The sequence below is a fragment of the Stenotrophomonas sp. GD03930 genome (genome assembly GCF_029839665.1).
Classification (GTDB): Bacteria; Pseudomonadota; Gammaproteobacteria; order Xanthomonadales; family Xanthomonadaceae; genus Stenotrophomonas; species Stenotrophomonas forensis.
In genome coordinates this window covers 1440177-1456252 of record NZ_JAOCAV010000001.1, presented here as the reverse complement: position 1 = coordinate 1456252, position 16076 = coordinate 1440177, and the positions used below count along the sequence as shown (strand labels likewise).

The 16076-nt window shown below is 67.3% G+C and carries 15 protein-coding genes; 7 read left to right on the top strand and 8 right to left on the bottom strand.

Going from position 1 to position 16076, the window contains the following annotated elements; genetic code table 11:
* Positions 1-3: 3 nt before the first annotated feature.
* Together N5C18_RS06510 and N5C18_RS06505 are read right to left on the bottom strand one after the other, a co-directional pair.
* The gene (locus N5C18_RS06510) at positions 4-2229 is read right to left on the bottom strand and encodes a DPP IV N-terminal domain-containing protein (RefSeq protein WP_180879452.1); all 2226 of its coding nucleotides are present in this window, start codon (positions 2227-2229) and stop codon (positions 4-6) included.
* Positions 2230-2387: 158 nt separating this feature from the next.
* A complete protein-coding gene (locus N5C18_RS06505) occupies positions 2388-3077 on the bottom strand; it encodes a glutathione binding-like protein (protein ID WP_053451106.1) in 690 nt (229 codons plus the stop codon).
* Between the two features lie 111 nt (positions 3078-3188).
* On the opposite strand from N5C18_RS06505, the gene N5C18_RS06500 reads away from it, so the two are divergent.
* Together N5C18_RS06500 and N5C18_RS06495 are read left to right on the top strand one after the other, a co-directional pair.
* The gene (locus tag N5C18_RS06500; RefSeq protein ID WP_053511322.1) at positions 3189-3809 is read left to right on the top strand and encodes a TIGR00645 family protein; all 621 of its coding nucleotides are present in this window, start codon (positions 3189-3191) and stop codon (positions 3807-3809) included.
* Positions 3810-4009: 200 nt separating this feature from the next.
* A complete protein-coding gene (locus tag N5C18_RS06495) occupies positions 4010-5011 on the top strand; it encodes an energy transducer TonB (RefSeq protein WP_053511323.1) in 1002 nt (333 codons plus the stop codon).
* Positions 5012-5093: 82 nt separating this feature from the next.
* On the opposite strand, the gene N5C18_RS06490 is transcribed toward N5C18_RS06495, so the two are convergent.
* A complete protein-coding gene (locus tag N5C18_RS06490) occupies positions 5094-5348 on the bottom strand; it encodes a hypothetical protein (protein WP_279944091.1) in 255 nt (84 codons plus the stop codon).
* Between the two features lie 77 nt (positions 5349-5425).
* On the opposite strand from N5C18_RS06490, the gene N5C18_RS06485 reads away from it, so the two are divergent.
* Entirely contained in the window at positions 5426-6223 is a 798-nt protein-coding gene (locus tag N5C18_RS06485) for a helix-turn-helix transcriptional regulator (RefSeq protein ID WP_279944090.1), read from the top strand.
* 100 nt (positions 6224-6323) lie between these two features.
* Positions 6324-7034, top strand: coding sequence for a transposase (locus tag N5C18_RS06480; protein ID WP_279944089.1), 711 nt, complete (start codon positions 6324-6326; stop codon positions 7032-7034).
* A 25-nt stretch (positions 7035-7059) separates the two neighbouring features.
* Here the strand turns inward: N5C18_RS06480 and N5C18_RS06475 are convergent, their stop codons facing one another.
* From N5C18_RS06475 to N5C18_RS06460, 4 genes are all read right to left on the bottom strand, one after another.
* The gene (locus N5C18_RS06475) at positions 7060-8244 is read right to left on the bottom strand and encodes an ABC transporter permease (RefSeq protein ID WP_279944088.1); all 1185 of its coding nucleotides are present in this window, start codon (positions 8242-8244) and stop codon (positions 7060-7062) included.
* Positions 8241-8987 carry an ATP-binding cassette domain-containing protein gene (locus N5C18_RS06470; RefSeq protein ID WP_040006902.1) on the bottom strand — a complete coding sequence of 249 codons (747 nt, stop codon included), beginning with the start codon at positions 8985-8987 and terminating at the stop codon, positions 8241-8243. Before N5C18_RS06470 ends, N5C18_RS06475 begins: the two co-directional genes overlap by 4 nt.
* Positions 8984-10510, bottom strand: a complete 1527-nt coding sequence (locus N5C18_RS06465) for an alpha/beta fold hydrolase (protein ID WP_053511327.1) — start codon at positions 10508-10510, stop codon at positions 8984-8986. The genes N5C18_RS06470 and N5C18_RS06465 overlap by 4 nt, the downstream gene beginning before the upstream one ends.
* 67 nt (positions 10511-10577) lie before the next feature.
* Positions 10578-11780, bottom strand: a complete 1203-nt coding sequence (locus N5C18_RS06460) for a GGDEF domain-containing protein (protein ID WP_053511332.1) — start codon at positions 11778-11780, stop codon at positions 10578-10580.
* A gap of 155 nt (positions 11781-11935) precedes the next feature.
* Between N5C18_RS06460 and N5C18_RS06455 the strand changes: the two genes are divergently transcribed.
* The 3 genes from N5C18_RS06455 (at position 11936) to N5C18_RS06445 (ending at position 15172) form a co-directional block, all read left to right on the top strand.
* A complete protein-coding gene (locus tag N5C18_RS06455) occupies positions 11936-12421 on the top strand; it encodes a DUF1203 domain-containing protein (protein WP_164242917.1) in 486 nt (161 codons plus the stop codon).
* 233 nt (positions 12422-12654) lie between these two features.
* A complete protein-coding gene (locus N5C18_RS06450; RefSeq protein WP_053511329.1) occupies positions 12655-13827 on the top strand; it encodes a lytic polysaccharide monooxygenase in 1173 nt (390 codons plus the stop codon).
* Between the two features lie 181 nt (positions 13828-14008).
* Positions 14009-15172, top strand: a complete 1164-nt coding sequence (locus N5C18_RS06445) for a lytic polysaccharide monooxygenase (protein WP_053511330.1) — start codon at positions 14009-14011, stop codon at positions 15170-15172.
* Positions 15173-15261: 89 nt separating this feature from the next.
* Here the strand turns inward: N5C18_RS06445 and N5C18_RS06440 are convergent, their stop codons facing one another.
* A complete protein-coding gene (locus tag N5C18_RS06440; protein WP_080376010.1) occupies positions 15262-16011 on the bottom strand; it encodes a ferredoxin--NADP reductase in 750 nt (249 codons plus the stop codon).
* Positions 16012-16076: the final 65 nt, after the last annotated feature.

Genomic DNA, 16076 nt, shown 5'->3' with positions numbered 1-16076 from the left:
GGTTCAGGGTTTCAGGCAACGTCCCAGGAAGGCTTCGGCCACGCGGTAGCGATGCAGCGCATCGGCACCGGACAGGCCATGCTTGGCGCCCGGGTAGGTCATCAGTTCGAACGGCTGGGCACGCTTCTGCAGCGCGCTCATCAGGCTGGTCGAGTTGGTGAACAGCACGTTGTCGTCCGCCATGCCGTGGATCAGCAGCAGCGGCGAACGCAGGCCCTCGATATGGGTCAGTACGCGCGCTTCGCGGTAGCCCGCTTCATTGCGCGCCGGCAGGTCCATGTAGCGTTCGGTGTAGTGGCTGTCGTACAGGCCCCAATCGGTGACCGGCGCACCGGCCACGCCGCAGGCGTACTGGTTCGATGCCTTGGCCAGCAGCATCAGGGTCATGTAGCCGCCGTTGGACCAGCCCTGCACGCCGATGCGTGCCGGGTCGACCCACGGCTGCTGCTTCAGCCACGCCACGCCGCGCAGCTGGTCGGTCACTTCCACCGTGCCCTGCTTGCCGTACAGCGCGCCGCCGAAGTCACGGCCACGACGCGGGGTGCCGCGGTTGTCCAGCGAGAACACCACGTAGCCCTGCTGGGCCAGGTACTGGTTGAACAGGTGATCACCGCGGCCGGGCCAGCTGTCGGTGACGGTCTGGCTGGCCGGGCCACCATAGACGTACACCGCCACCGGGTAGCGCTTGGACGGATCGAAACCGGCCGGCTTGATCAGGCTGTAGTTGAGCGGCGTCTTGCCATCAGCGGCGGTGAGCGTGCCGAACTCGATCGGGCGCTGCGCGTCACGGTAACGCGCATACGGGTGCTTGGGATCGGCCAGGTCGTTCTCGAGCAGGGTGGCGATCTTCTCGCCATTGGCGCGGAACAGCTCGATCTGCGGCGGCGTGCTGCTGTTGGACCAGCTGTCGACATAGACACTGGCGTTGCGGGCGAAGCTGGCGCTGTGCATGCCCGGCGCCTTCGACAGCCGTTGCGGCTCGCCGCCCTGCAGCGACACCGCGTAGATCTGGCTTTCGCGCGAGGTCTCGATGCCGGCGCGGAAATAGGCCTTGTCGGCCTTCTCATCGACCGCCAGCAGCTCGTCCACCGGCCAGTTGCCGCGGGTCAGCGCGGTGGCTTTGCCCTTGCTGTCGATGCGGTACAGGTGCTGGAAGCCGGTGCGTTCGGACGACCACAGCACGCTGCCGTCTTCCAGGAAGCGCAGGCTGTTGTGCAGCGGCACCCAGGTCGGGCTGGTTTCGTGGGCGAGCACGCGCTGGCGGTTGGAATCGAGCGCCACTTCCACCAGGTCCAGTTGCTTCTGGTCACGCGACTGGCGCTGGAAGCTCAGGTGCTGCGCATCGCGCCAGTCGACGCGGGCCAGGTAGATGTCCTGTTCCTTGCCCAGGTCGACCCAGCGCGGTTGTGCGTCGGCGGCCGGCGCGATCACGCCCAGCTGCACGCGCACGTTGGCATCGCCCGCGGCGGGATAGCGCTGCTCGATCACGTCGGTACGGTCGGCATAGACTTCGTAGCGCTTCTGCACCGGCACCGGCGACTCGTCGATGCGCGCGAAGGCGATGGCCGAATCGTCCGGCGCCCACCAGTAGCCGGTGTGGCGGTCCATCTCTTCATCGGCGACGAATTCGGCCACGCCGTTGCCGATCGTGGTGCTGCCGTCGCGGGTCAGCTGCAGCTGCTTGCCGCTGGCCAGGTCGATCACCCACAGGTTGCGGCCGCGGATGAAGCTGACGAAACCGCCCTTCGGCGACAGCTTGGCGTCGGTGGCGAAGCCCTCGCCGTGGGTCAGCTGGCGTACCGCGGCCTGGCCCTGCTGCTTCAGGTCATAGAGATACAGTTCGCCGCCGAGCGGGAACAGCAGGCGCTGCGCGTCCGGCGACCACTGGTAATCAACGATGCCGGTCATCGCGGCGATGCGCTGGCGCTCGCGGCGGGCCTTCTCCTCATCGCTGAGGGTCTCGGTGCCGGGCAGCACCACCTTGGAGTCGACCAGCAGGCGGGTCTGGCCGCTGCCGATGTCGTAGGTCCACAGGTCCAGCTGGTTACGGTCGCTGTCCTTGCCGCGCAGGAAGCTGACCTGCGACCCGTCCGGCGCCACCTTGGGCTTCATCAGGGTCGGGCCGGACAACGGCAGCGGGCCGGTGATGGCTTCCAGGGTCAGCTTTTCAGCGTGGGCGGCGGTACTGGTGGCGAGCATGAGGGCGAGCGAAGCGAACAGGTGGCGCATGAAGAATCCCGGCAAACGGCAGGTCCGCCCACCACGATGGATGCAGGGCGGTCGTCCCCCATCCTAACCAAGCCCGTGCAGGAAGACAGCATGACCTTTTGCCCATAAGGCCTGCCCGTATGGGGTGCCGACCAGCGGTCGGCACCCACCGTCCCGGGTCAACGCTGGCCGAACAGGTGCCGGCGCTCTTCGTCGCTGAGCGGCTTGCCGGCGTTCGGATTCACCTGCTGGCGCAGGGCGTAGGCGCGCTGGGTGGCCGGGCGCGCGGCGATCGCTTCATGCCAGCGCTTCAGGTTCGGGAACGCGGAAAAATCGACGGGGATCTTGTCGTAGGCGCCGATCCACGGGTAGCTGGCCATGTCGGCGATGGTGTATTCATCACCAGCCAGGAAGGCGTGCTGGGCCAGGCGCTTGTCCATCACCCCGTGCAGGCGGCGCACCTCGTTGTCATAGCGCTCGATCGCATACGGGATCTTCTCCGGCGCGTACACATTGAAGTGACCCATCTGGCCGCTCATCGGGCCCAGACCGGCCATCTGCCAGAACAGCCATTCCAGGGTGGTGACGCGGCCGCGCGGGTCGCTGGGCAGGAACTGGCCGGTCTTCTCGGCCAGGTACAGCAGGATCGCACCCGACTCGAACACGCTCTGCGGGGCACCGCCATCGGCTGGGGCCTGGTCGACGATGGCCGGCATCTTGTTGTTGGGCGAGATCGCAAGGAATTCCGGCTTGAACTGGTCGCCCGAGCCGATGTTGACCGGGTGGATGCGGTACTGCAGGCCGGTTTCCTCCAGCAGCAGGGTCACTTTGTGGCCGTTCGGGGTGGGCCAGTAATACAGGTCGATCATGGCGGCGGCTCGGGTGCGGAAAGGAACCTGGAGTCTAGTGCGTGAGTTGGGTTGGCACCGTCATGGCGGGCCGGTAACCTCGCGGCTCCCCCGAAACGCAGCATCCCCCGCATGAGTGCAAACCGACCGCCGCTCTCCCCCCTGTCCACCCTGATCTTCGCCTCGCGCTGGCTGCAGCTGCCGCTGTACCTGGGCCTGATCGTGGCGCAGTGCGTCTATGTGTTCCTGTTCGGCAAGGAACTCTGGCACCTGATTTCGCACTCGGTCTCGATGGGTGAACAGCAGATCATGCTGATCGTGCTGGGCCTGATCGACGTGGTGATGATCTCCAACCTGCTGGTGATGGTGATCGTTGGCGGCTACGAGACCTTCGTTTCGCGGCTGCGCCTGGAAGGCCACCCGGACCAGCCGGAGTGGCTGAGCCACGTCAACGCCAGCGTGCTGAAGGTGAAGCTGGCGATGGCGATCATCGGCATCTCCTCCATCCACCTGCTGAAGACCTTCATCGCCAGTGGCGCACTGAATGGCATCCCACTGTGCACGCCGGAGCAGATGAGCGTGGCCGCCGCCAACATCGGGATCGCCCGCTGCTCGATGCTGACCCCTGAAGGCGTGCTCTGGCAGACCATCATCCACTGCGTGTTCATCCTGTCGGCGATCGGCATCGCCTGGACCGACAAGCTGATGTCCAACAGCCACAGCAAGCCGCACGACAAGGCGCACGACCACTGATGTCGTCGCCGGTAGCGGCCGGGTTGCCGCTGCCTGTCCCGGCCACCGCCCCTTGTACGCGGCGGTGGCCGGGATGCTAGATTGCACCCTCGCCGTTGCCGGCGGTGGCGTCGGGAAACGTCACCCAGCCGCGCCGGACCACAGGTCCCGGCCATGCATATCAATGATTTACGTCACGTCGTCTTCTAGAGGGGAGCAGGATGTCGCACGTCTCAATGATCACCGCCGCGCGCCGGTGGCTGCCGGTTGCCCTGGCACTGGCGCTGGCCGCCTGCTCGGGCAAGGAGGAAGCTCCGGCTTCCGCGCCGGACAAGGCACCCGCCGCTGCTGCACCGGCCGCTCCGGTGGTCGCTGCCAAGGTGCAGTCGATGGGTACCGAACAGCTGCGCGAATCGGCCAGCCAGGCGCTGCGCGAGAACCGCATGTACGCGCCGGCCGGTGACAACGCCATCGAGTACTACCTCGCCCTGCGTGACAAGACGCCAGACGACGCCTCGGTGAAGAGTGCGCTGACCGACCTGCTGCCCTACACCCTGATCGCCGCCGAGCAGCATCTGGCGCGCGAGGATTACACCGAGGCGCAGCGCCTGGTGGCATTGATCGAGAAAGTGGATGCGTCCGCGCCGGCCCTGCCGCGCCTGAAGGAAGGCCTGGCCAAGGGCGTGCAGAACGCCGCCAAGCGCACCGAAGCGGAAGCCGAAAAGGCGAAGAAGGACGCCGAGGACCGCAGCAAGCAGCAGACCGAGCAGCAGCGTCTGACCGAGCAACGCGCCAAGGAAGCCGATGCCGCCAAGCAGATTGCCGCGCAGCAGGATGCCGCACGCCGCGACAACGAACGGCAGGAGGCCGAGCGCCAGGCCGCCGCCCGTCGTGAAGCCGAGCAGAAGCAGCAGCAGGCTGCCGCGCAGCAGGCCAGCGCCGCACGCCAGGCTGCGGCCCCGGCTGCACCGACCCTGCGCCCGGTCAGCACGCCGGCGCCGCGTTATCCGGGCGAAGCCCTGCGCTCGGGCACCTCGGGCGAAGTGCTGGTGGAGATCACCGTCGGCACCGACGGCTCGGTGGTGAACGCACGCGTGCTGCGCGCGACACCCGCCCGCGTATTCGACCGCGAAGCCCTCAACGCAGTGAAGCGCTGGCGCTTCGAGCCGGTCAGCGCCCCGGTTACCACCCGCCGTACTCTGGTGTTTGCGCCGGGCGGCTGACCGCAAAAAGGGGACGGAGGGGATTAAGTCGCTTCCGCCCCACATTGACGCAAAGGCCCGGCTTGTCCGGGCCTTCTCCTTTTCAGGCCATGCCATCGATCAGGCGTTGCAACGCTGGATCACGCGCAGCCAGCACCTGGAACAGCCCCAGTGCGTGCAGACCCGGCAACAGCGCACGCAGGTCGGCCTCGGCGGTGGCACGAACGACGGCGTCAGCGGCAGGGTCCTGCCAGTCGCGGACGCTGGCGAGGAAGGCACCGACGCTGCCCTTGCGCACGGTGAGACCGTTGATCTGGACGTCGTTCTGGTGGTCGGGAAGGATGTCCTGTGGCTGCATGGCGGCGTACTCCGTTGAAGTGGACTCCAGTCTGTGCACCTGATGATGACGGTTCTGCCGTATAACGGCCATTCGATATGCCAGATCAGACATCCACCGCGTTGATCGACCCCACATTGGCCGATGCCGCCGACGGACCGGTGGTGTGGGCGGCACAGTTGCGCCTGCACGGTCCGCGCCGCACCTCCCGCCACCAGCACGCACGCGGGCAGCTGCTGGGCGCGCATCAGGGCCTGTTGCGGATCGACGTTGGCCACCTGCACTGGCTGCTGCCGGCGGGTCATGTGGCCTGGATACCGCCCTCACTGCCCCACGCACTGGTGAGCGCGGAGCGGTTCGATGGCTGGAGCCTGTACTTCAGTGCCGAGGCCTGCCTGGGCCTGCCCGTCACGCCACGCATTCTTCAGCCCAACGCGCTTCTGAAGGCTGCGACGGCGCGTGCGCTGCAATGGCCCCACCCACCACTGGATGCTGTGCAAACGCGACTGGCCGGTGTGATCGCCGATGAGATCGCTGCCAGCACACCGCTGCCGCTGGCCTTGGCCCAGCCACGCGATCGTCGCCTGCGGCGGATCGCCGCTGCATTGACACGCGCGCCATACGACAACCGCAGCATCGAGGCGTGGGCCATCGCCAGTGGTTTATCCAGCCGCAGCCTCGCCCGCCGGTGGCTGGCCGAGACCGGCATGACACTGAGCCTCTGGCGGCAGCGCCTGCGCGTCCTGCTTGCACTGCCGCACCTGCTAGCGGGTGAGCCGGTGATCAGCGTCGCGTTGTCGATGGGCTACGACACGCCCGGCGCGTTCATCAGTGTGTTCAAGCGCGAGATGGGGGTGACACCCGCGCGCTACGGAAAAGGGGACGGAGGGAATTAAGTCACTTCTGCCGCGCCCCACACAACTTCGCGGCAATGCCTGATGTCCTCCACAGGCACGGCGGCGGCACTCTGGACGATCTCCGCACGCGTGGAATCCCATGCCTCGACAAGCGCGCCTGATGTTGGCTGACCAGCCGTACCACGTAACGCAGCGGGGTGTGAACAAGGGCGCCATCTTCGTTGACGATATTGACCGTCAACTATTCCTGCACCTGCTGCACAACGCCTTCGTGAAACATCACGTCGCGCTGCATGCGTACGTTCTGATGGGCAACCATGTTCATCTGCTGGCCACGCCATCCACCCGACTGGGCCTGGCCAATGCAATGCGCATGCAAGGCAACAGCTATGTCCAGGCGTTCAATCAACGGCATGCGCGCAGCGGCCCGCTCTGGCAGGGGCGCTTCCATTCTTCCATGGTTGACAGCGACAGCTACCTGCTCAGCGTGTATCGCTATATCGAGCTCAATCCGGTCCGCGCCGGCATGACGACCGATCCGGAAGACCATCCATGGTCGAGCGTGCACGGAAACCTGCAACGCCGTGATGATCCGATGCTGACGGAGCATCCGGCGTTCCACGCATTGGCATCGGAAAGAAAACAGCGCGCGAAGCTCTATGCACGATTCCTGCACGACCTGGATGCACCGGCGGACCTGCCGGCCATCCGTGCCCACAGCGCGGGACAACATCCTTTGGGAGAGAACGCGTTCCTGCGGATGGTGGAGCAGACGCTGGGCAGATCCGTGGTGCTGCGCAAGCGGGGGCGTCCGCGCAAGGCGGGGACGGGAGAGGCAGAAACGACTTAATTCCCTCCGTCCCCTTTTTTGCGGCTCAGCTGGAGATGGCCAGGCGTTCGTTGTGGTAGCGGCGAACCGCGGCGAACCACAGCACGGCGGCCAGGCCCAGGCTGGCGCCGAGGTAGATCGCCCACACCGAGGGGGTGATGGTCTCGTGGCGGATCACCTTCAGCAACATCTGGTTCTGCGACAGGAACGGCACCGCGTACTGCCACAGCTGGCTTTTCACCGGATAGGCGATCAGCGCGTAACCCGGCAGCATCGGCAACAGCATCAGCCAGGTCATGTGGCTCTGGGCTTCCTTCATGCTCTTGGCCGCAGCGGCCAGGAAGGTCAGCAGCGAGGTGCCGATCAGCAGCATCGGCAGCATCACCAGCAGCATCTGCACCATCGCCATGATGTTCATGTTGAGCTGGCGGCCGATGTTGCCCGGCGCGATCTGGGCACTGACCTTGAACGCGATCAGGGTCAGCAGCAGCGACGCGAAGCCGACCATGCAGGCGGCGGCGATCTTGCCGCTGACGATGGCGCTGCGCGACCCCGGCGTGGCCAGCAGCGGTTCAAGAGACTGCCGCTCGCGCTCGCCGGCGGTGGTGTCCATCACCAGATAGGCGCCGCCCAGGAACGAGGTCAGGGTCAACAGGATCGGCAGCAGTGCCGACAGCATCAGGCCGCGCTTGGCTTCGGCACTGGCCATGTCCTGGCTGGCCATGTCCAGTGGCCGTGCAACCTGGGCGTCGATGCCACGCGCCATCAGCCGCAACGCACCGACCTGGCCGTTGTAGGTGGCCAATGCCGACTGCAGGCGTGCCGTAGGCACCTCGGCGGCACGCCGCGTGCTGTCACGGATCACCTCCACCAGCGCCGGCTTGCCGTCGGCCCAGTTGCGGCCGAACTCCGGGCTGATGCGCAGCGCCACATCGATCTCCTGCGAGCGGATGGCCTCGGCCAGGTCCTTCGGCGCGGCAGTGGCATTCAGTCCCTGGGCGGCCAGGAAGCGCACCAGGTTCGGTGCGTGCTCGGCACCGATGGTAGGAATCTGCAGCGGCCGCTCGATCTGGGTGCGCACGCGGCTTTCAGACAGCTTGCCCATGCCCAGGATCAGCAGCGGATACAGCAGCGGGCCGAACAGCAGGGTCAGCGCCAGTGTGCGGCGGTCGCGCGACAGGTCACGCAGCTCCTTGCGCATCACCGTCATCAGGGTCGACATCATGCTCATGCGTGCAGGCCCTCTTCGCTGCCGATCAGTTTCACGAACGCGTCTTCCAGGTTGGATTCGCCGGACTGCGCGCGCAGTTCATCGGCGCTGCCGGCGGCCATCACCGTGCCCTTGGCGATGATCACGATGTGGTCGCACAGCGCGCCCACCTCCTGCATGATGTGGCTGGACAGGATCACGCAGCGGCCCTCCTCGCGCAGGCCCAGCAGAAAGCGGCGCAGCGCGCGCGTGGTCATCACGTCCAGGCCGTTGGTGGGTTCATCGAGGATCACGTTGCGCGGGTCGTGCACCAGCGCACGGGCGATAGCGGTCTTGGTGCGCTGGCCCTGCGAGAAGCCATCGGTCTGGCGGTCGAGGATGTCACCCATGTCCAGTGCATGCGACAGCACTTCGATGCGTTCGCGGATGCGCTGCGCGGACAGGCCGTGCAGCTCGCCGAAGTAGGCGATGTTCTCGCGCGCGGTCAGGCGCTTGTAGACGCCGCGCGCATCGGGCAGCACGCCAAGATGGCGCCGCACTTCCACCGGGTCGCGGGCGGCGTCGATGCCGTCGACGCTGATGCTGCCCTGGTCGGGTGTCATCAGCGTGTACAGCATGCGCATGGTGGTGGTCTTGCCGGCGCCATTGGGGCCGAGCAGGCCGGTGATCTGGCCATCGGCGGCACGGAAACCGACGTTGGACACCGCCTGGATGCGGCCGGTGCGGGTGTCGAAGGCCTTGTGCAGGTTGTCGGCGACGATCATGGGGTCCATCCGTTGAACGAGGTGAACGCCGGCACGTAGCTCAGCGTATCCAGGCAGCTGGCATCGAGCGCCTTGGCATCGGTGGTGTCGATGAACTGGCCAAGCAGCCGCGGCATGCAGCCGGCGTTGAGCGTGCCATGGCCCTGCCCGCGGGCGACCAGCGCACGGCCATTGGGCAGGCCCTTGAGCACCTGTTCGGCATAGCGCGGCGGGGTGACCGGATCCAGTTCACCGGAGAGCAGCAGCACCGGCAGGTCCGACTTCAGCGGCGCGGTCAGCGCGGCCGGTGCCGGCTGGTGCGGCCACACCGGGCAGGCCGCGAAGAACGCACGTGCCGCTTCGGCACCGAACAGGGCGTCATCGCTCTCTGCCGGGGCCTGGAAGCGCGGCGCATCCTCGCTGCAGATCACCGACCACTGCATGCCACGGTTGATCTGGAAATCCATGCTGCGGGTCGCGCCGCGCACCAGCGAGGCCAGCGGTGCGTATCGGCCCTGCGCCGCTTCATCCAGCACCAGCGGCAGCAGCGAGGAATATTCGGGCACGTAGGAGAATGCGAAGGCCAGGCCGACCACGCTGTCCGGAGACAGCACGTCCTGGCGGGGTGCATTGGTGCCGGGATCGCGGTAATCGACCGTGACCGGCGCACGCCGCAGGGTCTCGGCCACGGCGCGCAGCTGTTCCCGGGTATCGACCGGGAACCGCTTGCTGCAGACGGCGTCCTTGCGGCACTGCGCCGACTGCAGGGTGATCGCGTTGTCGAACGTGCGGGCAAACTCGCCGCCGACCACCAGGTCGTTGGGCACCACGCCATCGATGACCAGGCTGCGGGTGTGCTGCGGATAGGCGATCGCGTAGCGCTGGGCGACGCGCGTTCCGTAGGAACCACCGACCAGGTTCAGCCTGTCCACGCCCAGCGCCTGGCGTACGGCGTCCAGATCGGCGATGGCCTCGGCGGTGGTGTAAAAGCGTGCATCGGCGCGCCCCTGCAGCGAGGCTGCGCAGCGCTGCGCGTAATCACGCAGCGAGGCCTCGGTGGGGGCCGCGTCCTCGTCCATCTGCAGTTCCTTGCCATCCGCGCCGAGGCAGCTGAGCGGGTTGGAACCGCCGGTACCGCGCTGGTCGATCAGGAACACGTCGCGCTGCTTGCGCACCTGGCGCAGCGCGCTGTCGACGATGACCGCCACTTCGCTGGCGGCCTGCCCGGGGCCACCGGCCAGGAAGAACACCGGATCAGGCTGGCCGGCTCCGCTGCTGCCCGATTCCAGCCAGGCGATGCGCAGGTCGATCTGGCGGCCGCCGGGGTGGGCGCGGTCCTCCGGCACCTGCAGGGTCGCGCACTGGGCTTCGACATTGGCGCTGGCACCTTCGGTGGACAGCGTGCAGGGCTGGAAATCGATGGCGCCGAAGCGGCGGCTTGGGGCGTCGCTGGCGCCCTGGGTGTCGGCTGACGGCGGCTGGCTGCAACCGGCAAGCATCAGGCTGGCCAGCATTCCGGCCAGCGCGAGGTGGTGTCTTTGCATCGTGCTCGTTTCCCCTGGAGGCGTTCCTGTCGACCACGACGGGCTGCCGCGGAAGATGTGACCCAACTTACACGGGCACGGCCTCGACGGCGATGGGAAACGGCGAAATCGCCGCTGCCGGTGCGCAGGCCAGCTGATCGCGCCCGGCGGCCTTGGCCTGGTACAGCGCCGCATCGGCGGCGGCCAGCAGCGTGGACAGGTCACCCTGGCCCTCGTCCATGGCCAGTCCCACGCTGGCGGTGACCGCAACCGGCCCCGTCACCAGCACCGCCGGGTGCCGTTGCAAGCGGGTGCGGATCACCGCCGCCAGCATGACGGCGTCGCTCGACGTGCTGCCCGCCAGCACCAGCACGAATTCCTCGCCCCCATAGCGGCCCAGCAGGTGCGTCCTTCCCTGCGTGCAGTGCTGCAGCACGGCAGAGAAGTGGCGCAGCACCTGGTCACCGGCCAGGTGCCCCCAACGGTCGTTGATCTGCTTGAAATGGTCGACATCGACCAGCAACAGCGCCAATGGGCGGCCCTGCTGACGGACGCGCTGCAACTGCGCCTGGCCATCGGCCAGTACCGCGCTGCGGTTGAGCAGGCCGGTCAGGCCATCGGTGCGCGCCGCGTGCCGCAGGTCGACCAGCATGCGCTCGACCAGCAGCAGCACCATGGCGAAGCAGCGCGCCAGCTCCAGCATCACCCCTGCAATGTAGGTGACGAACATCGGCGAGCCGGTGCGCATGATGTCCTCGCCGGCGTCGGGCGCCACCGGCAGGAACAGGCGCACGGCATACAGCGTGGCTTCGGCCAGGAACACCACCGCCGCCAGCCGGCAGCTGGTGCGTTGCTGCGCCGGTGCATGGCGCAGCAGCAGCCAGGCAATCCAGCCATCGACGATCAGTGCGAACACACTGAACACCTGCAGGCGCATGTGCAGGTCCGGCCAGAGCACCAGGAACGCGAAGATGCAGGCCATGAAAGCCGCCGCCATCAGCAGCGGCCGCCACAGCGGCAGTGGCTGCTGCAAATGCAGCGCCACCCCGCGCAGCATCATCAGGCCACAGCCGGCCACCGCTGCATTGCCGGCCAGCACGGCAGGCGCCAGCGGCAGGTAGGGCCGCAGTGCCAGCAGGGTCACCCCCAGCGTCAGCAGCCACAGGCTGATGGTCCACTGCCGCAGTACCGGTTGCCCGCGCAGCACCATCAGCAGCAGCGAGAAGCCGACGGCGATGCCGATGCAGAGCAGGAAGCCAAGCACGGTGATGGTGGGAAAATCCAGGGACATGCGGCGCTCGTCGGCCGGGGCAGGCGCGCGCATCTTAGCGCCTTGCCGCGCGATGCCTGCGGTGTTGCTTGGCCTGGCGTGGATGCGAGGTCGGAAAACGGCGAGCAATGCCACCGATGCACGCGCAGAATCCGCGGAAAACCAAGGAGCTGCCCATGCACGCGTGGTACCTCGGTGGCCTCGACCACCGCCCTTTCCAGCACTTGTTCGAGAAGAACGACACTGCGCTTGCCGCGCTGGGCATCCAGCGCCGCTGGGCCGGTGATGGCGGCGGCCATCCCTGCCGGATCAGCCTGAGCGACCCGCCCAGTGGCAGCGAACTGCTCCTGCTGTCGCATGTCCATCTGCCCCTGCACTCGCCCTATCACGCGTCCGGCCCGATCTTCGTACAGCGCGGCGTGACCCGGTGCGTGCTGCCACCCGGCGTGGTGCCGCCCTACGTGCAGCGGCGGATGATCTCGGTGCGTGCCTACGACCGGTCTGCGCTGATGCTCGGTGCCCAGGTCTGTGCGGGTACCGACGTCGCCGCGCAGCTGGATGCGCTGTTCGCCAACGCGGCGGTGGCGTTCGTGCAGTTGCACAACGCCGCGCATGGCTGCTTCTCGTGCCAGGCGGACAGGATCGATGCACAGGCCGCGTAGCGTGGCCTCCACGACGTGATCGGCGCCACGCCGATCGCGTGACGCCCAGCGCATCCGTTCAGCCCCACGTGAAGCCTGCGGGAAGGGCTTCACATGCGCAGTCACGGATCGGAGCGTCCAGGGTTCCACACCCTGCAGCGCGACTCGATACTCGCCGGGGTGGCGCCGGAAGTCCGCCGCGCAGCGCAGTTCCTGCGGTCACCGCTCCCTTTCGACGACCACAAGGATGCGCCATGTCATTCCGATCCACACCGCTGTTGCTGGCCACCTCATTCGCTGCTGCAGGCCTGGCCCTGGCCGGCACCGCGTCCGCCCACGGCACCATGACCACGCCGGTCAGCCGCGTCTATGCCTGCTTCCAGGGCAACCCGGAGAACCCGACCAACCCGGCCTGCGCCGCCGCAAAGGCAGTGGGCGGTTCGCAGGCGTTCTACGACTGGAACGGCATCAACCAGGCCAACGCCAACGGCAACCACCAGGCCGTGGTCCCCGACGGCAAGCTGTGCAGCGGCAACAACCCGACCTTCCGCGGCCTGGATCTGGACCGCAGCGACTGGCAGACCACGCCGATCCAGCCCGATGCCAACGGCAAGTTCACCTTCGTGTTCAAGGCGACCGCGCCGCACGCCACGCGTGACTGGCGCTTCTTCGTCACCCGCGACGGCTGGCAGCCGGGCAGCCCGCTGCGCTGGGCCGACCTGCAGGAGTTCTGCACACTGGGCAACACGCCGCTGTCGGCCGATGGCACCTACAAGCTGCAGTGCACGCTGCCGCAGCGCAGCGGCCAGCACGTGATCTACAACACCTGGCAGCGCTCGGATTCGACCGAAGCGTTCTACACCTGCATGGACGTGCGCTTTGAAGGCAACGGCGGCGGCACCACGCCGGTGCCGCAATGGCAGGATGCCGGCCCGGTGACCGCACGTGGCGAACTGCCGGTCGGAACCACCCTGGCCCTGCGGGTGTTCAACGCCAACGGCAACGATGTGGAGCGCGTGGAGGCGACGCTGGCCAGTGGCCAGACCGCGCCCGCGCAATGGCCATTGGCGCTGGCGCGCAAGGTCAATGCCAGCGCGCAGCATGCGCGCGTGGGCGTGCTCAGCAACGGTGTGATCACACCCGCTGCGTCGGCCACCGGCAACCGGGTGTATCTGAAGAACGGCAACCGCTTCCAGCTCGACACCCAGCTACCGGACCCGGGCACGCCCTCGCCGGGCGGCGATTTCGATCATGTGTACCCCGCCGGCATCGGCAGCTACCTGCCCGGCCAGACCGTGGTGAAGGGCAGCGACGGCAAGCTGTATGCCTGCCGCCCGTTCCCGGAAGGCGCCTGGTGCAACGTCAATGCCGAGGCGTACCGGCCGGGCGTGGGCGCGGCCTGGCGCGATGCGTGGATCGCGTACTGAGACCGGATGCAGGGAACGGTGCCGAAGCACCGTTCCCTGCAAATCTTGAAACGCACTGGCTTGCAAGCGTGAAGCCGTTCCCACTCGAGATCACGCAGCTTTTTTTTCAAAGTAATCCGATGGATACAGGCAGCCGGCATACCGAGACTTCACCGGGTTCCACCACCCACAGGAGATCTCCATGCATCTGTCCCACCGGGCCGTCCTCGCGCTGTCCGTGATCGCCGGCGTAGCCGCTTCAGGCAGCGCGTTCGCCCACGGCACCATGTCCAAACCCTCCAGCCGCGTCTATTCCTGTTACCAGGGCAACCCCGAAAACCCGACCAATCCAGCCTGTGCGGCGGCCAAGGCCATCGGGGGCGCGCAGCCGTTCTACGACTGGGCCGGCATCAACCAGGCCGACGCCAATGGCAACCACCAGGCCGTGGTGCCCGATGGTGAGCTGTGCAGCGGTGGCAACAGCAAGTACCGCGGGCTGGACCTGAACCGCACTGACTGGCAGACCTCACCGATCCGTGCCGACGCGCGCGGTCGCTATACCTTCGAATTCAAGGCGCCGGCACCCCACGCCACCCGGGACTGGAAGTTCTTCGTCACCCGCGAAGGCTGGCAACCGGGCAGCCCGCTGCGCTGGGCCGACCTGCAGGAGTTCTGCACGCTGGGCAACGTGCCGATTTCCGGCGACGTCTACAAGCTGGACTGCCCGTTGCCCAAGCGCAGCGGCCAGCACGTGATCTACAACACCTGGCAGCGCTCCGATTCGACCGAAGCGTTCTACACCTGCATGGATGTGCGCTTTGAAGACGGTGGCGGCGTCACCCCGCCCCCGCAGTGGCAGGACGCCGGCCCGGTCACCGCCCGTGGCGCGCTGGAAGTGGGCACGACCCTGACCCTGCGCGTGTTCAATGGCAACGGCAACGACCTCGAACGCCCGGAAATCACCCTGGCTGCCGGCCAGACCGGCGCGACGCAGTGGCCGCTGGCCCTGGCCCGCAAGGTCAACGCCAGCGCCCAGCATGCCCGCGTGGGTGTGTTGAAGAATGGCGTGATCACGCCGGTGGCATCGGCTACCGAGAACCGCGTGTACCTGACGCCAGGCCATCTGTTCCAGCTCGATACCCGGGTGCCGGATCCGGATCCGGTCGATCCGCCGCCGGGCGACTACGACTTCGTGTACCCGGCGGGTATTGGCAGCTACATCCCCGGCCAGACCGTGGTGAAGGGCACCGATGGCAAGCTGTACGCCTGCCGCCCGTTCCCGGAAGGCGCCTGGTGCAACATCAATGCCGAGGCCTACCGTCCGGGCACCGGCTCTGCCTGGCGTGATGCCTGGATCGAGTACTGAGTCACGGCACCGGGGGCGGCGTGATGCCGCCTCCGGTGGGCATTTCAAGGCGCCATGAGGTTGCCGGCCAGCGGCCGGCACTACCTTACTTACTTGCTGCTGACGTACTTCTCGCGGCGGATCTGCGGGTTGCCCAGGCCGGCGGCCTTGAGCAGCTCGGCACAGGCATCGACCATGTCCGGGTTGCCGCACAGGTAGGCGATGTCGGTGGCCGGGTCCGGGGTGAAGCCAGCCAGCGCCTGCTGCACGTAACCGTGCTGCACGTCCGGATGCGGATCGGCCGGCAGTTCGCGCGACAGGCACGGAACATAACGGAAGTTCGGGTGCTTTTCGGCGAAGCTGTAGAAATCTTCGCTGTACAGCAGTTCGCCGGGGCTGCGCGCGCCCTGCAGCAGCACGATCTGCACGCCGCGCTCGGCCATCGCCGTTTCCAGCAGCGGCAGCATCGAGCGGTACGGGGTGACGCCGGTGCCGGTGGCGATCAGCAGGTAGCGGCCGTTGTGGTCACCGGGATTCAGGCAGAAGCGGCCGTAGGGGCCGGACGCGCTGATCTGGCCACCGTCCTCCAGTGCCTCGAACAGGGCCGTGGCGGCGCCGCCGGGCACGAAGCTGACCGCGATATCCACCGCCTCGCCCGGGCCCAGCGCGTGGTCGTGGATGGTCGCCAGCGAATAACTGCGCTTGGTCTCGGTGCCGTCGGCGTAGCTGAAATGGACCTGGATGAACTGGCCGGGCTGAAAATCCAGCGGCTGTCCGTCATCACGCACGAACTGGTAGTGGCCGACGGTCGGGGCCAGCATGCGGCGGCCGACCAGCTTGAGGGGGAATTGAACAGGCACGACTTTTCGGGACAGTGTGTAGCCGGGGCAAGCCCTCGGGGTCTTCTATAATAGCCCCTCCCCGC